Genomic DNA, 16,936 nt, shown 5'->3' on the forward strand with positions numbered 1-16,936 from the left:
CCTACTCCGCCGCGACCACGAACTGGCGTTCGTGCACGTCGCGGAAGTGCTCCTGCCAGTCCGAGGGCTGGTTCGACTTCGTCACCTGCACCGCCGTCACCTTGTATTCGGGGCAGTTGGTCGCCCAGTCGGAGAACTCTGTGGTGATGACGTTGGCGCCGCTCACCGGGTGGTGGAAGGTGGTGTAGACGACGCCCTGCGGCACCCGGTCGGTGATCGTGGCCCGCAGCACGGTGGCGCCGATACGCGAGCCGATGCTGACCATGTCGCCCTCGCCGATGCCGCGCTCCTCGGCATCGTGCGGGTGGACCTCCAGAACATCCTCGGCATGCCAGCGACCGTTCTCGGTCCGCCGTGTCTGCGCCCCCACATTGTACTGGCTGAGGATCCGGCCCGTGGTGAGGATCAGCGGGAAGTGGCGGTTGGTACGCTCGTCCGTGGCGACGTATTCCGTCACCATGAACCGGCCCTTGCCGCGCACGAAGCCGTCCTTGTGCATGGTCGGCGTGCCGTCCGGGGCGGCGGCGTTCACCGGCCATTGCAGGGACGCACCACTGTCCAGACGGGCGTGGCTCACGCCGGCGAAGGTGGGGGTCAGGGCGGCGATCTCATCCATGATCTCCGCCGCCGAGGCGTAGGTCATGCCGTCATAGCCCATGGCCGCAGCGAGACGGCTCACCGCCTCCCATTCGCTGAGGCCGGTCGCCTCCTTCATCACCGGGCGCACCCGGTTGATGCGCCGCTCGGCGTTGGTGAAGGTACCGTCCTTCTCCAGGAACGAGGTGCCCGGCAGGAACACATGGGCGTAGCCGGCGGTCTCGTTCAGGAACAGGTCCTGCACCACCACGCAGTCCATCGCCTCCAGCGCTGCCGTCACATGCACGGTGTTGGGGTCGGACTGGGCAATGTCCTCGCCCTGGACGAAGATGCCGCGATAGGTGCCGTCGATGGCGGCGGCCAGCATGTTGGGGATGCGCAGCCCCGGCTCGGCCAGCAGCGGCCGGCCCCAGGCCTTCTCGAACAGGTCCCGCGTGGCGGCGTCGGACACGTGGCGGTAGCCCGGGAACTCGTGCGGGAAGCTGCCCATGTCGCAGGAGCCCTGCACGTTGTTCTGGCCGCGCAGCGGGTTCACGCCCACGCCCTCGCGGCCGATATTCCCGGTCGCCATGGCGAGGTTGGCCATGGCCATGACCATGGTCGAGCCCTGGCTGTGCTCGGTCACGCCGAGGCCGTAATAGATCGCGCCGTTGCCGGCGGTGGCGAACAGACGGGCGGCCGCCCGCAGGGTCTCCGGCTCGACGCCGATGCGCTCGGCCAGGGTTTCCGGCGAGTTGCGCTCCTCGGCGACGAAGGCCCGCCAGCGGTCGAAATCGGCATCCTCGCAGCGCTCGGCGACGAATTTTTCGTCGACCAGCCCCTCGGTGACGATGGTATGGGCCAGCGCGTTCATCACCGCCACGTTGGTGCCGGGGCGGAGCTGCACGTGATGGGCCGCCTTGATGTGCGGCGACTTCACAAGGTCGATGCGGCGCGGGTCGAGGACGATGATCTGTGCCCCCTCGCGCAGCCGCTTCTTCATGCGCGACGCGAAGACCGGGTGGCCGTCGGTCGGGTTCGCGCCGATCAGCAGGATGACGTCCGCCTTCTCCACCGACTTGAAGTTCTGGGTGCCGGCCGAGGTGCCGAAGGTGGTCTTCAGCCCGTAGCCGGTCGGCGAGTGGCAGACCCGGGCGCAGGTATCGACATTGTTGTTGCCGAAGGCGGCCCGGATCATCTTCTGGACGACATAGACCTCCTCGTTGGTGCAGCGCGACGAGGTGATGCCGCCGATGGCCCCTTTGCCGTGCTCGGCCTGGATCTTCTTGAACCGGTCGGCGGCGAAGCCGATCGCCTCGTCCCAGGAGACGGCGCGCCAGGGATCGGTGATGGCGTCGCGGACCATCGGCGTGGTCACCCGGTCCTTGTGGGTGGCGTAGCCCCAGGCGAAGCGCCCTTTCACGCAGGAATGGCCCTCGTTCGCCCCGCCGGACTTCTGCGGGACCATGCGCACGACCTGATCGCCCTGCAGCTCCGCCTTGAACGAGCAGCCCACGCCGCAATAGGCGCAGGTGGTCTCCACCGAGCGGGTCGGCACGCCCTTAGCGACCACCGAGGCTTCCATCAGCGTGGCGGTCGGGCAGGCCTGGACGCAGGCGCCGCAGGACACGCATTCCGACGAGAAGAAATCGTCGATCTGGGTGCCGGCCGAGACCATGGAGGCGAAGCCGCGGCCGTCGATGGTCAGCGCGAAGGTGCCCTGCACCTCTTCGCAGGCCCGCACGCAGCGGGAGCAGACGATGCACTTGGCCGGGTCGAACTGGAAATACGGGTTGGAGGTATCGACCGGCTTGCGGCTCTCGGCCTCGAAGTGGTTGGCGCCGTCCATGCCGTAGCGCACCTCGCGCAGGCCGACCGCGCCCGCCATGTCCTGCAGCTCGCAGTCGCCGTTGGCGGCACAGGTCAAGCAATCCAGCGGGTGGTCGGAGATGTAGAGCTCCATCACCCCCTTGCGGATCTTCGCCAGGCGGTCGTTCTGGGTGGTGACGACCATGCCGGCGCGCACCGGGGTGGTGCAGGAGGCGGGTGTGCCCTTTACCCCTTCCACTTCCACCAGGCACATCCGGCAGGAGCCCCAGGGGTCCAGACTGTCGGTGGCGCAGAGCTTGGGGATCGGCCGGTCGATCTGCGAGGCGGCGCGCATGATCGACGTGCCCTCGGGCACGGTGACGTCCACCCCGTCGATGGTCAGGGTGACGGGGGCGCCTTGCTTGGCCGGCGTGCCGAAATCGGTCTCTTTGAGAAGGGCCATCCGGTCTCTCCTACTCGGCCGCCATCAAGGGCGTATTTTGAAAGTCTTCGGGAAACAGACGCATCGCGGAGAGCACAGGCATGGGCGTCAGCCCGCCCATCGCGCAGAGCGAGCCGTCGCGCATGGTCTCGCAGAGATCGGCGACCAGCTCGAGATTGGCGCCCACGTTCTCGCCGCGCTGGATCTTCTCCACCGTCTCCTTGCCGCGCACCGCGCCGATCCGGCAGGGCGTGCACTTGCCGCAGCTCTCGATCTCGCAGAACTCGAAGGCGAAGCGGGCCATCGCCGCCATGTCGACGCTGTCGTCGAACACCACGATACCGCCATGGCCGAGCATTGCCTGGGCAGCGGCCAGGTTCTCGTAGTCGGTCTCGATGTCGAGCATGGAGTCGTCGATATAGGCGCCGAGCGGACCGCCGACCTGGGCGGCACGGAACGGCCGGCCCGACGCGGTGCCGCCGCCGAACTCCTCCACGAGCTGGCGCAGGGTGACGCCGAACGCCTTCTCAACCAGACCACCATGCTTGATGTTGCCGGCGAGCTGGAACGGCTTGGTCCCGCGCGACCGGCCCATGCCGAAGCCTTTGTAGAACTCGGCCCCCTTGGCCAGGATCACCGGCACGGTGGCCAGCGTCAGCACGTTGTTGACGACGGTGGGCTTGCCGAACAGACCGTGGATCGCCGGGATCGGCGGCTTGGCCCGCACGGTGCCGCGCTTGCCCTCCAGGCTCTCCAGCATCGACGATTCCTCGCCGCAGATATAAGCGCCGGCCCCGCGGCGCACATGCAGACGGAAGGTCTTCCCGCTGCCGCCGATATTCTCGCCGAGCCAGCCGGCCTGCTCCATCAGCGCGGCGGCGGCGGTCATGGTCGCGATGGCGTCGGGATATTCTGAGCGGATGTAGATGTAGCCGTCGTCCGCCCCGACCGCGAGGCCGGCGATCGCCATGCCCTCGATCAGGGTGAAGGGATCGCCCTCCATGATCATGCGGTCGGCGAAGGTGCCGCTGTCGCCCTCGTCGGCGTTGCAGCAGATGTATTTCTGGCCCGTCGGCTGGTCGTGCACCGTCTTCCACTTGATGCCGGCGGGGAAGCCCGCACCGCCACGGCCGCGCAGGCCGGACTCGGTGATGGCGGCGCAGATCGCCTCGCCGTCCATCTCGAGGGCCGCCTTCAGCCCGTCGAGGCCGCCCCAGGCGCTGAGCGAGGCGAGGTCGAGCGGATCGATGACGCCGACCCGGGCGAAGGTCAGCCGCTCCTGATGCTTCAGATACGGGATCTCTTCGGTAAGGCCGAGGGCGAGCGCGTGGTGGCCGTCCCCGGCGAGCAGACCGTCGTCGAACAGCGAGGCCACGTCCTCGGCGGCGACCGGCCCGTAGGCGACCCGGCCGGCGGCGGTCTCCACCTCCACCAGCGGCTCCAGCCAGAACATCCCGCGCGAGCCGTTGCGCACGATCGTCACGTCGGCGCCACGCGCGGCGGCCTCGGCGGCGATGGCCTTGGCGACGGCCTCGGCGCCGACGGAACGGGCGGCGGAATCCCGGGGGACGTACAGCGTGACGGTCATGAGCAGGCCTCCCGCACGGCGGTGTCGAGGCGGCCGGCATCGGCGCGGCCGACCAGCCTGCCGTTCACCATGGCGGCGGGGGCGAGCGCGCAGTTGCCCAGGCAATAGACCGGCTCGATGGTGACGCCGTCCTCGGAGGTGCCGCCGAGCGCGATGCCGCGCGCCGCACAGACCGTCTCGATCAGGGCCAGCGCGCCCATGGACTGGCAGGCCTCGGCCCGGCAGAGCTTGACGACGACGGGTCCGGCGGGGGCGCGGCGGTAATCGTGATAGAAACTGACGACCCCGTGGACCTCGGCGCGGGACAGGTTCAGCGCGCTCGCGATAGCCGGCAGGACGGCCTCGGGGATGTATCCGGTCTGGTCCTGAAGGTCGTGCAGGATCTCCAGAAGGGCCGCCGGATCGTTGCGGTGGCGGGCGCAGACCGCGGTCGCCTCGGCAACCGCGCCGGCGGGCGCAGCCGGCAGCCCATTCGGCAGCCCGTTCTGCGGCGATTTCTCAGCCTCGATCATCCGTGCCTGTCTCCTATTCACCAGCACTGTCGACCGACACGGCGCAGTGTTCCGGAGACGATGGGCTCAGCCGCAAGTTGCGGTCAAATCGGACGATTCAATGTGTTGATAGACGCGCTCTATGGTGCGGTGCGGGAGGGCGGCGGTACGGAAGCGGCACGGTACGGGAGGAAGCAAGGGTGCCGCCCCGCCTTCAAACCTCCGTCTTCCCGGCCTCGCGCCGGGACCGAGGGCGACGCTTGCCGGAGCGCCGGCGGCACGTCCCCACAGGTCCAGCGGCCCCAACCCTGGGTCCCGGGTCCGGCCCGGGAAGACGATGGAGTACGGGCGTGGGCATGCTCAGGATGCCCCAGCCAAACGATCTCCCCTCCCCACCTTTTCATCCCGTCTTCCCGGCCTCGCGCCGGGACCGAGGGCGACGCTTGCCGGAGCGCCGGCTGCAAGTCCTCAAAGTTCCAGCGGCCCTAGCCCTGGGTCCCGGGTCAGGCCCGGGAAGACGGAGGAGTGTGCGGGTGGAGAGCGACGCGTCCCTCACACCTCCGTCAGATACCCCCGGTCGAACGCCGCCGGCTGATCCTCGAAGATCGCCATCGCCGTCGTCATCCGCCGGAAGCCGTATTTGCGGTAGATCGGCTCCTTGCCGGGCACGGCGTAGAGCAGGATCTTGCGGTGATCGCGCACCCGGTCGAGCAGTCGGCGGATCACCTGACCGCCCAGCCCCCGGCCCTGGTGGCTCGGCAGCACGACGATATCGCCGAGATAGGCGCAGTCCGCCCCGTCCGACAGCGCCCGCCCGGCGGCGACCAGGCGGCCGTCCTCGCGGGCGAATTCGCGGTACAGGCTGTTGGTGAACACCGTGCGCAGAAACTCGGGCGTCTTGTCGCCCAGAGGGGCCGCGCGGACCAGGTCCGCCAGTTCCTGCCAGTCCACATCCTCCGCCGACTGGCTCCAGTCGATCGTCATTCTGTACCTCCCCGGTTCGTCAACGCCCGGTGACTAGCCGATGACCCGACGCGCGGCCGAGGCCCAACCGGGCCCGACCGCAGCGGGCCAAGGCTCACACCGCCGCGATCCCGGCCTCGGCGTCGAGCTGCTCCGGGGTCATCGCATGCAGCGTATCCAACAGCGCGGGGCCGAAGCTGCCCGGCCCGCCGGCACGCGCGGCGGCAATCGCCCCGGCCAGGCCGAAACAGGCATGGGCGGCGACCGTGGCCTCGAACGGCTTCTGGCCGACCAGAAAGGCGCCCACCACGCCGGTCAGCGCGCAGCCCATGGCGGTCACCCGGCCCATCAGGGGGTCGCCGCCTTCGATCCGCACGGCGCGGTCACCATCGGTGACGAAATCGACGGCGCCGCTGACCGCCACAACGCCGCCGGTGCGCTGCGCCAGATACCGGGCCGCATCCTCGGCGGCGGAGACCGGGTCGCCGGAATCCACCCCCTTGCCGCTGGCGACCTCGCCGCTCAGCGCCAGGATCTCCGAGGCATTGCCGCGCAGCACCGTCGGATTCAGCGCCAGCAGCCGGGCGGCCAGACGGTTGCGGAAGCCGGTCGCGCCCACCGCCACAGGGTCCAGCACCCAGGGCTTGTCCGCCGCCGAGGCGGCCTGGGCGGCAGCCACCATGGAGGATTCCCACCCGGCATCGGCGGTGCCGATATTCACCGTCAGCCCACCGGCGAGTCCGGCGAACTCGGCCGCTTCCTCGATGGCATGCACCATGGCGGGAGAGGCGCCGACCGCGAGCTGGGCGTTGGCGACCACGTTCATAGCGACGAAATTGGTGATGTTCTGCACCAGCGGGGCGGTGTCCCGCAGGGTCTTCAGGTGCGTGCCTGGGCTTTTCATAGGAGCCTTTCCGCCACCGGGGCCGAAGCGGCGCCCGCCTCCGGTAGACGGACCCGCAACTTCCTCCGCCGGCATGATCCGGTTCAGGTTCGAAGGGTGCTTCTCAGCCCGCAGATGCGGACGCCCCCGTGCGTGCTCTCAACGTGGCGACGGAACCGGGAGTTCGCAAGATGGCTGTTGTTCCGCCGGGCGCGGCCCTACTTCGCCGATCCGAACACCATTGCACCAATGAACCGGTCCACAGTCCTGCCGTCATCCGCCAGGGGAAGCAGGAGGGTCTCGTAGGACTTGTGCTCCTTGTCGAGCCAATCGACGACGCCCCAGACCCGGACCGGCCGCTGGGAATCGCGGACCTGGCTGTAGAGGTCGAGCCCGGCCGGCCCGAACACCTCACCGATCCGGCGGCCGGTATTGTCGCGGCCGACATGCTCGGTGATCTCGGTGCCGATCAGGGTGTAGCGGAAGTCGTCGATCTCCGGCTCGACCTGCGCCACGAAAAGCCAGCCAAGGCAGTCCCGCATGTCCAGCGGATCGAAATCGCGACGCGCCGGGAGCATTCCGTGCCGGCATTTCGATTGCCAGGTCTGCAGCAGACCCTGAAGCATCGGGTCGATCAGGGAGACGGTCCAATCCCACTCTCCCGGTTTCGGCGGGACGGCCGATCCCGCGTCGTCGGCGATACCGCGCACACCGGGGCGGACGGATCTGGTAACCATCGATATGCCCTTCTGGGATCAAAATTACGATCCGGTCCGATCTTTCTATACGGCAAACCGACCTGCGCGACAACCAGACCAGGAGCGCCGTATTCCCGCTACGGCGCCAACGGGTCGGGATAGCCCTTCGCCGCTTCCAGCAGCATCTCGACCAGCGGCGACATCGGCTCGCGGTCCAGCGCGACGACGCCGATCATGTGCTCCACCACCGGCTCCACCAACGGAATCGCCCGGAGGCGCGCGCCCTCCCCGACCACCCGGGTCAGGGCCTCGGGCAGCACGCTGACTAGGCCGGCGGTCTGCACATAGGCGCAGAGATTGATCACCGAATTGCTCTCGATCTCCGGATGCGGATGGCAGCCGGCCTTGGCGAAGGCGCGGTCGATGATCCGCCGGTTCTGCATGTCCGGGGTCAGCGCGCAGAGCGCGTGTTCCGCGGCTTCGGCCCAGGCGACGCTGTCGCGGCCGGCGAGCGGATGGTCCTCGCGCACCACCAGCCGGTAGCGCTCGCGGTACAGCGGCTGCGAGGAGGTGATGTCGATCGGCTCGCTGTCGAGATAGGTGATACCGGCATCGATGGAGAACTCCGCCAGATGCCGCTCGATGTCCTTGGAGGATTGCGAGCGGATGCTGAAGGTGAGCTTCGGAAAACGCCGGCGCAGCAACTCGGTCAGCGGCGGCACGGCGGCCAGCGCGGAGGGAATGACGCCGAGCACCATCCGGCCCTCCGGTGCACCGGACAGGGCGGAGAGGTCGTCGCGCAGGCTGTCGCAATCCTCAAGGATGCGCTGCGCCCATTTCAGGATGTGCTGGCCCTCGTTGGTCAGGCCGATATAGCGCTGGCCGCGCAGCACGATGGGAACGCCGAGCTCATGCTCGAGCTGGCGGATGCGGCCGGACAGGGTGGGCTGGGTGATCCCGCAGGCCTCGGCGGCGCGGGTGAAATGCTGCTCGCGGGCGAGCGCCACGAGGTACTGGAGCTGTCTGATATCCATGGACGCGACGCTCCGGCACGACGCGAAAGGGTCGCGCACCGCTCGGGGTGAAAGGGCCGCACACCGCTGGGGATACACGGTGCACGGCCCTAAAGGTGCCGGTAACTTACGCGTCGCGCAACGGCACCGCCACGTAGCGCTGCTGGCCGTCACGCCGGACCAGCAGGAGCACGGACTTCTTGTGCCCGGACTTCGCCGCGTCGATCGCGGCCCGGGCCTCCTTCGCATTGGCGACCTGCGACTGGCCGACCGCGGCGATCACATCGCCGGGGCGCAGTTCGGCGGCGCCGTTCGGCGCGATGGAGAGCACGACGGCACCCTCCTCCTGGTCGCCCAGGGTCACACCGAGCGGTGCGACCTCGAGACCCTCGGCGTCGGGAGCGCCGGTGGTCGCCTCGGCCATCTGCTCGGCCTTCGGATAGGAACCGACCTCGACCGCCAGGTCGCGGCCCGTGCCGTCACGCCAGACGGTCAGGTTGGCGCTCTCGCCCGGATCGACGTCGGCCACCGCGCGGGTCAGGTCGCGGACCTCCGTGATCGCGGTGTTGCCGAAGCGCAGGATGACGTCGCCCGCCTTCAGGCCCGCCTGGCCGGCCGGACCCGTGGGGTCGACATCGGCGACAAGCGCGCCGTCCTCGGAGTTGAGGCCCAGGCTGTCGGCGATCTCCGGCGTCACCGGCTGGATGCGCACGCCGATGAAGCCGCGCTCCACCGAGCCCTTCTCCAGGATTTCGGCGACGATCGCCCGGGTCTGATTGGCCGGCACGGAGAAGCCGAGGCCGATATTGCCGCCGTTCGGCGAGAAGATCGCCGTGTTCATGCCGACGACCTTTCCGTCGGTGTTGAACAGCGGGCCGCCGGAATTGCCGCGGTTGATCGCCGCGTCGACCTGGATGAAGTCGTCATACGGACCCGCATTGATGTCGCGGCCACGGGCCGAGACGATGCCGGACGTCACCGTCCCGCCGAGGCCGAACGGGTTGCCGATGGCGACCACCCAGTCACCGACCTCGAGCTGGTCGCTGTCGCCCCAGGGGAGCGTCGGCAGCGGCGTGTCGCTTGAAACCTTCAGCACGGCGATATCGGTCTTCGGGTCGCGACCGACCAGGGTGGCGTCGAGCTCGGTGCCGTCGTCCAGCACGACCGTGATCTCCTCCGCCCCGTCGATGACGTGGTTGTTGGTGACGATCGTGCCGCCGGCGTCGATGATGAAGCCGGAGCCGAGGCCGCGCGCCTGACGGGGCGCCTGCTGCTGACCCATCGGCGGCTGGCCCATCGGCGGCTGACCGCCGAAGAACTTGTCGAAGAAGTCGTGCAGCGGATGGCCCGGCGGCAGCTCGGGGATCTGCTGGCCGCCGACCTCGGGACTGCCGCCGGCGGTCTTGGTCAGCACGGTCACGACGGCCGGCTTGGCCTTCTTCACCAACTCGGAGAAGGAGCCCGGAAGCTCGCCATGGGCATGGGCGACGCTCGGGGCGAATATCGGCTGGGCGATCATCGGTGCGGCGACCAGCGCGGTCGCCAGAAGTGCGGCGCGCAACCCTGCGCGCGTCCGTGAACGGGTCATCAAGACTACCCTCCATCGATTTGTTGAGCGGGGCGACGTCGGGCCGTTGCGTCAACGCCGCCTTCGCCGTCGATGGCATAAGTAGGCGCCGATCTGTTCAGGACGCGGACCGAGATGAGGCAATTTCGCGGCAGATGTGGCCGCGAGGTGTCAGATCGCGCGCCAGCGGGGGGCCGGATCAGCGCCGCTGACAGAAATGCTCGGCCACGCCGAGCAGCCGGTCGGCGGGCCCGCCACGCTTGGTCGTCATCGGCATGACGATGGTCTCGTACCAGTGGCGCGACCCGCTCTTGGTCAGATAGGCGATGCGCTGCACGGCGGGGACCGCGGCATTGCTCGCCAGCGTATAGAGCCGGATCAGTGTCGCCTGACTGCCCTGACCGGCGATATCGGAGAGCCTGCGGCCGGTATTGTCCGCCGCGGTATGGGAAACGACATCGGTGCCCACCAGCCGATAGCGGAAGTCGGCGACCTCCATCGGACCGGGTCCCTCCGTCGACAGCACATCCACCAGATACACATAAGGCAGGATGCCGGCCAGCGCCTCGGCCTTCAGGTCGTCGGCCAGCGGAAGCGCGCCCTCGCAGCAGGCCGCTGCCCAGGCGGCATGGCCGCGGGCGACGATCGGCGAGACCAGGGTGGGCTCACCGACCACCAGGTGACCGGAGTTCTCCGCGATCGACTCCGCCGACGGGTGGCGGCGCAGCGTGGAATGAAGGGGGCCGACTGCCATTTGGATTCTGCCACGGTGAGTTCGCCCGAAACCGCGCGGGCCGGGCGTCCTAGCGCAGAATGGATGTAAATGGTTATCAAAACCCTTACGCAGACTCCTCTTGTTCCACCGCAGACCGGGCACGGGTCTGCTCGCGCTTTACAGCAAATACCTGCCAGAAACCGCCCGAATACTATGGAAGATTGAAAGATCTTTAAGAAAGACATCGGATGGTGACGCAGCGGTCGACTGCGCTAGGCTGCTGCGATCCGGAGCCAACAGCACCGAACACCAACAGACGTTATAGGGAGCACCGCATGGACCTCGACCTTTCAGGCAAGACCGCCCTCGTCACCGGCTCCACCCGCGGGATCGGCCTGGCGACCGCAAAGGGACTTGCCGCCATGGGGGCGGAAGTCGTCGTCAACGGCCGCAGCGAGGGACCGGTCGCCGAGGCGGTGGAAGCAGTGCTGAACGCCGCGCCGGGTGCCGTTGTCCACGGCCAGGTCGCCGATCTCGGCACCGCCGAGGGCTGCGCCACCCTGATCGAGGCGGTCCCCGGCGTCGACATCCTGGTGAACAATATGGGGATCTACGGTCCCAAGCCGTTCTTCGAGATCGAGGATGCGGACTGGCAGGAGATGTTCGACGTCAACGTGATGAGCGGCGTGCGGCTGACCCGGCATTACCTGAAGGACATGCTCGACACCAAGGACTGGGGCCGCGTGGTCTTCGTGTCCAGCGAGTCCGGCATCTACATCCCCAAGGAGATGGTGCATTACGGCATGTCGAAGAGCGCCCAGCTGGTGATCGCCCGCGGCGCGGCCGAGGCGACCAAGGGCACCAACGTCACCGTCAACTCCGTCCTGCCCGGCCCGACCTGGGTGGAAGCCCAGCACGACCGGCTGACCGCGCGTGCGAAGGCGCAGGGCACGACACTGGAGGCGCTGACCTCCACCATGTTCACCGAGCGCCGGCCCGCCTCGCTGATCCAGCGCTACGCCACGCCGGAAGAGGTGGCGAACATGATCTGCTACGTCTGCTCCAAGGCGTCCAGCGCCACCAACGGCGCGGCCCTGCGGGTAGAAGGCGGGATCGTCACCAACCCGTTCTGACGCCCGGCCCGTTCTTCCTCCCGGCACGGCGGACCGGAGATTACAGCTCGGCGACAGGTATCCGCAGCACGGCAGCCGGCATCGCCACAGATGTATCGACACCGCTGGCGATCCGGTCCGTGCGCCGGTCGTACAGGCTGGTGCCGAGCACGGAGTCGACCTCGCCGTCGCGCGACCGCATCGGAAGGACCAACCGCTCGACCCGATGGACGAAATGCGGGTCGGGCAGGTTCTCGGTCGCGCTGTAGAGAATGGCCGGTTCGCTGCGCGCCCGTGCCCAGCGGTCCGCCAGGGTCGCTCGGTGTTCTGGACCGACGATTTCGGTCAATGTCCGGCCCTTGATCGAATTGCCCCAAACGGCGTTCACCTCTTCGCCCGCCAGCTCGCAGATGTAGTCGCTGCGATCCGGCGCCATCCGGTAAATCCACACGAATGCCAGCATTCGGGAGATGGTCACGGGATCGAAGGCGGCGCGATCAGCCACCGGATGGTCGCCGCGGGCGGCGAGCCAACCGTCGAACAGCTCGAAAATCCTGGGATCGGCTTGGGGAATTCGCGCCCGCATTCTCGATGACGGATCGCTCATCCCAGCCCCGTGCCGGCAAGTACCGACGGGTATTGCTTCGGGGTCACTGTCCGGAAGATCATTGCATTCAACACATTGATGTCCGCGAAGAAAACCGCCGCGAGGAAAACCGCGGCACAGGAGGAGGCGGTTATGTTGACCGAAACCGAGATCGCTCACTACCACGACAAAGGTTACGTGTTTCCTAAATACCGCCTGCCGCCGGACACCCTGCAGGCGATCCGCGACGACCATGACCGTCTGCTCGCGCGCCATCCGGAGTTCCGCGACAACTGCCCGGATCTACTGACCTTCGACAGCGGCTTTCTGAACTACGCGCGCGATCCGGCGATCCTCGACATGGTCGCCCAGCTCATCGGTCCGGACATCGCCCTTTGGAACATGAGCTTCTTCGCCAAGCCGGCGCTCAACGGCAAACGCACGCCGTGGCACCAGGACGGCGCCTACTGGCCGATCCGCCCTCTGGCCACCTGCACCGTCTGGATCGCGATCGACGACGCCACGCCCGAGAATGGCTGTATGCGCTTCATCCCCGGCTCCCACAAATCGAAGGATCTGGCGCCCCACGACCTGAAGAAGGACTCGTCGGCCACCCTGAGCCAGGAGCTTTCGGCCGGCACCTTCGACGAGGCCGAGGCGGTCGACGTCGCGCTGGAGGCCGGACAGATCTCGCTGCACGATGTCTACCTCTATCACGGCTCGGAGGCGAACGCGTCGCCCAAGCCCCGGCGCGGTATGACCCTGCGGCTGATGCCCACCTCCTCGTTCTACGACCGCGAACTGGCGCGCCGGGCGGCCGAGGAGCGCGGCGACTACGATCAGTCGGTGCGCAGCCTGTTCCTGCTACGCGGCGAGGATCGGACCGGCCGCAACGACTTCCGGGTGCGCCCTCTGGCCTGACCCGACCGCCTCAGAACTGCCTGGGCGGCGAGGCGGAGCGCTCGGTGAAGTCGAGCACGATCAGCAGCATCGACACCCTCTCCCCGTCCTCCGACAGGGGGAGGATCAGACGCTCGATATCGTAGATCTGACCGCCGAGGTTGCGGTATCGGTGATCGGAACAGACCGGGCGCGCGGCGGCGGCGGCGGCGCTGTATTCCCGGACGATCTCGTCCTGGGCCTCGCCGAAATCGATCTCGTCCAGATACCGGCCCGTATAATCGCGGCCGAACTGGTTCACGATCCAGGTTCCGACCAGCCGAACCCTGAGGCGACCGCTCGGCGGAATGACGTCGATCAGGATCAGATTGGGCAGCAGCGCGGGGATGTCGATCGGATCCAGGTCGGCGCGGGCCGGCATCGCCCGGTCGCCGCACTTGGCCCGCCAGTAGGCGTGCACCTCCTGCAGGAGCGGCGATTGGGCGTCGGCGACCGGTTTGATCTTGTTATCGAGACGATCGCCGTTGTTCATCACATCGCGCTGCCAGTAGCCAATCACGTCGATACGGGAGGCGCGGCCGGTCAGGGTCGCCCCCTTGGTCAGGCCGCCTGACGTCAGCCCCCGTCCAGCTCTTCGACGTCATTTTACACAAGGATATTCCAGCATCTCAATTATTGGCCCGCGGCAGGGCCTGCGTTAACCTTTTCTTTGAACTCTGGTGGCAAACAGGTATTGCGTTTGCGTATTACGACAGGGGTCAGGGACCATGGACGAGCTGCTGAGCGAATTTCTCACCGAGACGGCGGAAGGACTCGCCGAACTCGACGTTGAAATCGTCAAGCTGGAGCAGAACCCGAACGACGCGGGTCTGATCGCCAGCATTTTCCGGATCGTTCACACGATCAAGGGAACCTGCGGCTTCATCGGACTGCCCCGCCTCGAGACCGTGGCCCATGCGGCCGAGAACGTGCTCGGCAAGTACCGCGACAAGGAACTCGAGGTCACGCCGACCTCGGTGACCGTCATTCTCGCGTCGCTCGACCGGATCAAGAGCATCCTGGCCCATATCGAGCAGACCGAGCAGGAGCCCGAGGGCAGCGACGAGGACCTGATCGCCCAGCTCAACGAGCTCGCCGAGGGTCGCACCCCGGACGCCGTCGCGGCCACCCCTGCCACATCCGCCCCTGCAACCGAACCGGCACCGGAGCCCGAGGCTGCCGCCGACACGGGCATTGAGAACGCCGACGAACTGGACGCCCCGATCCCGGGGGCCGAGGTCATCGGCAACCGCCCGGGCGAAGTTCCGCTGGACGAGCTGGAGCGCGCCTTCATGGAAGCGCCCGGCCCCGAGGAGACCTCGGGCGCCGCAGATCCCGAGCCCGACCTGCCCGCGGCCCCGCCGTCGGTCCCGGCTATTGCCGATAAGGCGCCGGAATCCGCCGCCACCGCCGAGGCGATGCCGATCGCCGAGAGCAAGGCCGCCTCGCAGAACATCCGCGTCAATGTGGATCTGCTCGAGAACCTGATGACCATGGTCTCGGAGCTGGTCCTGACCCGCAACCAGCTGCTGCAGATCGCCCGCAGCAACGGCCGCGAGATCGAGGGCTTCAGCGTCCCGCTGCAGCGCCTGAGCCAGGTGACGTCCGAGCTGCAGGAAGGGGTGATGAAGACCCGCATGCAGCCGATCGGCAACGCCTGGTCGAAGCTGCCGCGGATCGTGCGCGACCTGGCGCACGAACTGAACAAGAAGATCGAGCTGGTCATGCAGGGCGCGGACACCGAGCTCGACCGCCAGGTCCTTGAGATGATCAAGGATCCGCTCACCCACATGGTGCGCAACTCCGCCGATCACGGCGTCGAGGACCCCGCCACCCGCCTCGCTTTCGGCAAGTCGGAGACCGGCCATGTCCGCCTGAACGCCTATCACGAGGGCGGTCACATCATCATCGAGATCGCCGATGACGGTAAGGGCATCGACCCGGAAAAGATCCGTGCCAAGGCGATCGAGAAGAACGTGGTCAGCTCGGCCGATGCGGCCAACATGTCGGATCAGCAGGTCCTGCAGCTGATCTTCAAGGCCGGCTTCTCCACCGCGGAGAAGATCACCAGCGTGTCCGGCCGCGGCGTCGGCATGGACGTGGTGAAGACCAATATCGAGAAGATCGGCGGCACCGTCGACCTCACCAGCCAGGTCGGCAAGGGCTCGGTCTTCAAGATCAAGATCCCGCTGACCCTGGCCATCGTGTCGGCTCTGGTCGTCGCCTCCTCCAGCGAGCGCTTCGCCATCCCGCAGCTTTCGGTGCTGGAGCTGGTGAAGACCACCACCGACGGCCCGAACCGCATCGAGACGGTGCAGGGCACCCGGGTGATGCGCCTGCGCGATCGCCTGCTGCCGCTGGTCTCGCTGCGCGACCTGCTGCGCCTGGACGAGGGCAAGGAAACGCCGGAAACCACGGCGGAGACCTTCGTCGTCGTCATGCAGGTCGGCACCTATTCCTTCGGCCTGCTGGTCGACAAGGTGTTCGACACCGAGGAGATCGTGGTCAAGCCGGTGGCCCCGGTGCTGCGCGACCTGACCGTATTCTCCGGCAACACCATCCTCGGCGACGGCTCGGTGATCATGATCCTCGATCCCAACGGCATCGCCCAGGAGACCGGCGAGGTCATCGTCCCGGATCAGGCCGACTACGACGAGAGCGACGAGTTCGACGTGTCGCTGGAAGAGCAGACCCTGCTGCTGTTCAAGTCCGGCAATGACGGCCCCAAGGCGGTGCCGCTGTCGCTGGTCGCCCGCATCGAGATGCTCGACCTGAAGACGGTGGAGCATTCCGAAGGCCGCCCGCTGGTGCAGTACCGCGGCGCGCTGATGCCGCTGGTGATCTGCAAGGGCGCCGCTCCGCTGGAGCGCGAGGGTCAGCGCCCGGCCCTGGTCTTCACCGACGACGGCCAGTCCATGGGCCTGGTGGTGGACGAGATCCTCGACGTGGTCGAGGACCGGATCAACGTGACCATCGCGCCGGACGGTGCCGGCATGATGGGCTCGGCGATCATCAAGGACAAGGCGACCGACATCGTCGATGCCGGCTTCTACCTGACCGAGGCCTTCGGCGACTGGTTCCGCCACTCGCGCCAGGGCAAGGAGAGCACCAGCAAGCGCCGTCTGCTGCTGGTCGACGACAGCGCGTTCTTCCGCAACCTGATGACCCCGCTGCTCGCTACCTCCGGCTACAAGGTCGTACCGGTCGACAGCGCGCAGAAGGCTCTCGACCTGTGCGAGGCTGGGGCGAATTTCGATCTGATCGTCACCGACATCGAGATGCCGGACATGGACGGCTTCACCTTCGCCGAGAAGCTGAAGGAGACCTCCTGGGCGGATACCCCGGTGGTGGCCCTGTCGTCGCGCACCTCCGAACAGGATCTGGAGCGCGGCCATCAGGTCGGCTTCGCGGACTACGTGGCGAAGTCGGATCGCGAGGCCCTGCTGGACGCCCTGCCGGAGCTGCTCAAGGAGTAGTCCTTCGGCCCTCTCCAAACCGATCAATTCGGGCGCCCTCGTGGCGCCCGTTTTGTTTTGCGGGCCGGTCGTCACACC

14 protein-coding genes and 1 riboswitch are annotated in these 16,936 nt (G+C 67.6%); of the genes, 3 read left to right on the plus strand and 11 right to left on the minus strand.

Features of this window, described 5'->3' with window-relative positions; all coding sequences use genetic code 11:
* Position 1: 1 nt before the first annotated feature.
* The 9 genes from fdhF to BLS34_RS21580 form a co-directional block, all read right to left on the minus strand.
* On the minus strand, positions 2 to 2,848 hold the full coding sequence (gene fdhF / locus BLS34_RS21540) for a formate dehydrogenase subunit alpha (RefSeq protein ID WP_093153760.1): 2,847 nt from the start codon (positions 2,846 to 2,848) through the stop codon (positions 2 to 4).
* A gap of 10 nt (positions 2,849 to 2,858) precedes the next feature.
* Positions 2,859 to 4,415: a formate dehydrogenase beta subunit gene (locus BLS34_RS21545; protein WP_093153763.1), complete on the minus strand. Its 1,557-nt coding sequence runs from the start codon at positions 4,413 to 4,415 to the stop codon at positions 2,859 to 2,861.
* On the minus strand, positions 4,412 to 4,927 hold the full coding sequence (locus BLS34_RS21550; protein ID WP_093153766.1) for an NAD(P)H-dependent oxidoreductase subunit E: 516 nt from the start codon (positions 4,925 to 4,927) through the stop codon (positions 4,412 to 4,414). Before BLS34_RS21550 ends, BLS34_RS21545 begins: the two co-directional genes overlap by 4 nt.
* A 531-nt stretch (positions 4,928 to 5,458) precedes the next feature.
* Positions 5,459 to 5,890 (minus strand): GNAT family N-acetyltransferase, encoded by a 432-nt coding sequence (locus BLS34_RS21555; RefSeq protein ID WP_093153768.1) that lies wholly within the window; start codon positions 5,888 to 5,890, stop codon positions 5,459 to 5,461.
* A 94-nt stretch (positions 5,891 to 5,984) separates the two neighbouring features.
* A complete protein-coding gene (thiM, locus tag BLS34_RS21560; RefSeq protein WP_028792526.1) occupies positions 5,985 to 6,773 on the minus strand; it encodes a hydroxyethylthiazole kinase in 789 nt (262 codons plus the stop codon).
* Between the two features lie 42 nt (positions 6,774 to 6,815).
* Positions 6,816 to 6,911: riboswitch (TPP riboswitch) on the minus strand.
* Between the two features lie 59 nt (positions 6,912 to 6,970).
* Positions 6,971 to 7,489, minus strand: a complete 519-nt coding sequence (locus tag BLS34_RS21565) for a PAS domain-containing protein (protein WP_051243383.1) — start codon at positions 7,487 to 7,489, stop codon at positions 6,971 to 6,973.
* A gap of 98 nt (positions 7,490 to 7,587) precedes the next feature.
* The gene (locus BLS34_RS21570) at positions 7,588 to 8,484 is read right to left on the minus strand and encodes a LysR family transcriptional regulator (protein WP_028792528.1); all 897 of its coding nucleotides are present in this window, start codon (positions 8,482 to 8,484) and stop codon (positions 7,588 to 7,590) included.
* Between the two features lie 106 nt (positions 8,485 to 8,590).
* Positions 8,591 to 10,051, minus strand: coding sequence for a DegQ family serine endoprotease (locus tag BLS34_RS21575; protein WP_093153771.1), 1,461 nt, complete (start codon positions 10,049 to 10,051; stop codon positions 8,591 to 8,593).
* Positions 10,052 to 10,229: 178 nt separating this feature from the next.
* On the minus strand, positions 10,230 to 10,784 hold the full coding sequence (locus BLS34_RS21580; protein WP_028792530.1) for a PAS domain-containing protein: 555 nt from the start codon (positions 10,782 to 10,784) through the stop codon (positions 10,230 to 10,232).
* A 296-nt stretch (positions 10,785 to 11,080) separates the two neighbouring features.
* Between BLS34_RS21580 and BLS34_RS21585 the strand changes: the two genes are divergently transcribed.
* The gene (locus tag BLS34_RS21585) at positions 11,081 to 11,878 is read left to right on the plus strand and encodes an SDR family NAD(P)-dependent oxidoreductase (protein ID WP_093153773.1); all 798 of its coding nucleotides are present in this window, start codon (positions 11,081 to 11,083) and stop codon (positions 11,876 to 11,878) included.
* Positions 11,879 to 11,918: 40 nt separating this feature from the next.
* On the opposite strand, the gene BLS34_RS21590 is transcribed toward BLS34_RS21585, so the two are convergent.
* Complete coding sequence (locus BLS34_RS21590; RefSeq protein WP_175474336.1) at positions 11,919 to 12,464, minus strand: PAS domain-containing protein; 546 nt, start codon at positions 12,462 to 12,464, stop codon at positions 11,919 to 11,921.
* A 132-nt stretch (positions 12,465 to 12,596) separates the two neighbouring features.
* On the opposite strand from BLS34_RS21590, the gene BLS34_RS21595 reads away from it, so the two are divergent.
* Complete coding sequence (locus BLS34_RS21595) at positions 12,597 to 13,364, plus strand: phytanoyl-CoA dioxygenase family protein (protein WP_028792533.1); 768 nt, start codon at positions 12,597 to 12,599, stop codon at positions 13,362 to 13,364.
* A 10-nt stretch (positions 13,365 to 13,374) separates the two neighbouring features.
* Here BLS34_RS21595 and BLS34_RS21600 read toward each other — a convergent pair whose 3' ends face one another.
* Positions 13,375 to 13,875, minus strand: a complete 501-nt coding sequence (locus BLS34_RS21600) for a PAS domain-containing protein (RefSeq protein WP_139189421.1) — start codon at positions 13,873 to 13,875, stop codon at positions 13,375 to 13,377.
* A gap of 235 nt (positions 13,876 to 14,110) precedes the next feature.
* Here BLS34_RS21600 and BLS34_RS21605 point away from each other — a divergent pair, with 235 nt between their 5' ends.
* Complete coding sequence (locus BLS34_RS21605) at positions 14,111 to 16,858, plus strand: hybrid sensor histidine kinase/response regulator (RefSeq protein WP_093153778.1); 2,748 nt, start codon at positions 14,111 to 14,113, stop codon at positions 16,856 to 16,858.
* Positions 16,859 to 16,936 lie beyond the last annotated feature (78 nt).

Origin of the sequence: Thalassobaculum litoreum DSM 18839, assembly GCF_900102465.1 — a bacterium.
Taxonomy (GTDB): Bacteria; Pseudomonadota; Alphaproteobacteria; order Thalassobaculales; family Thalassobaculaceae; genus Thalassobaculum; species Thalassobaculum litoreum.

Coding starts and splice junctions, on each gene's coding strand:
- fdhF (WP_093153760.1), bottom strand. CDS start 2,848: ATGGCCCTTCTCAAAGAGACCGATTTCGGCACGCCGGCCAAGCAAGGC.
- BLS34_RS21545 (WP_093153763.1), bottom strand. CDS start 4,415: ATGACCGTCACGCTGTACGTCCCCCGGGATTCCGCCGCCCGTTCCGTC.
- BLS34_RS21550 (WP_093153766.1), bottom strand. CDS start 4,927: ATGATCGAGGCTGAGAAATCGCCGCAGAACGGGCTGCCGAATGGGCTG.
- BLS34_RS21555 (WP_093153768.1), bottom strand. CDS start 5,890: ATGACGATCGACTGGAGCCAGTCGGCGGAGGATGTGGACTGGCAGGAA.
- thiM (WP_028792526.1), bottom strand. CDS start 6,773: ATGAAAAGCCCAGGCACGCACCTGAAGACCCTGCGGGACACCGCCCCG.
- BLS34_RS21565 (WP_051243383.1), bottom strand. CDS start 7,489: ATGGTTACCAGATCCGTCCGCCCCGGTGTGCGCGGTATCGCCGACGAC.
- BLS34_RS21570 (WP_028792528.1), bottom strand. CDS start 8,484: ATGGATATCAGACAGCTCCAGTACCTCGTGGCGCTCGCCCGCGAGCAG.
- BLS34_RS21575 (WP_093153771.1), bottom strand. CDS start 10,051: ATGACCCGTTCACGGACGCGCGCAGGGTTGCGCGCCGCACTTCTGGCG.
- BLS34_RS21580 (WP_028792530.1), bottom strand. CDS start 10,784: ATGGCAGTCGGCCCCCTTCATTCCACGCTGCGCCGCCACCCGTCGGCG.
- BLS34_RS21585 (WP_093153773.1), top strand. CDS start 11,081: ATGGACCTCGACCTTTCAGGCAAGACCGCCCTCGTCACCGGCTCCACC.
- BLS34_RS21590 (WP_175474336.1), bottom strand. CDS start 12,464: ATGAGCGATCCGTCATCGAGAATGCGGGCGCGAATTCCCCAAGCCGAT.
- BLS34_RS21595 (WP_028792533.1), top strand. CDS start 12,597: ATGTTGACCGAAACCGAGATCGCTCACTACCACGACAAAGGTTACGTG.
- BLS34_RS21600 (WP_139189421.1), bottom strand. CDS start 13,875: ATGAACAACGGCGATCGTCTCGATAACAAGATCAAACCGGTCGCCGAC.
- BLS34_RS21605 (WP_093153778.1), top strand. CDS start 14,111: ATGGACGAGCTGCTGAGCGAATTTCTCACCGAGACGGCGGAAGGACTC.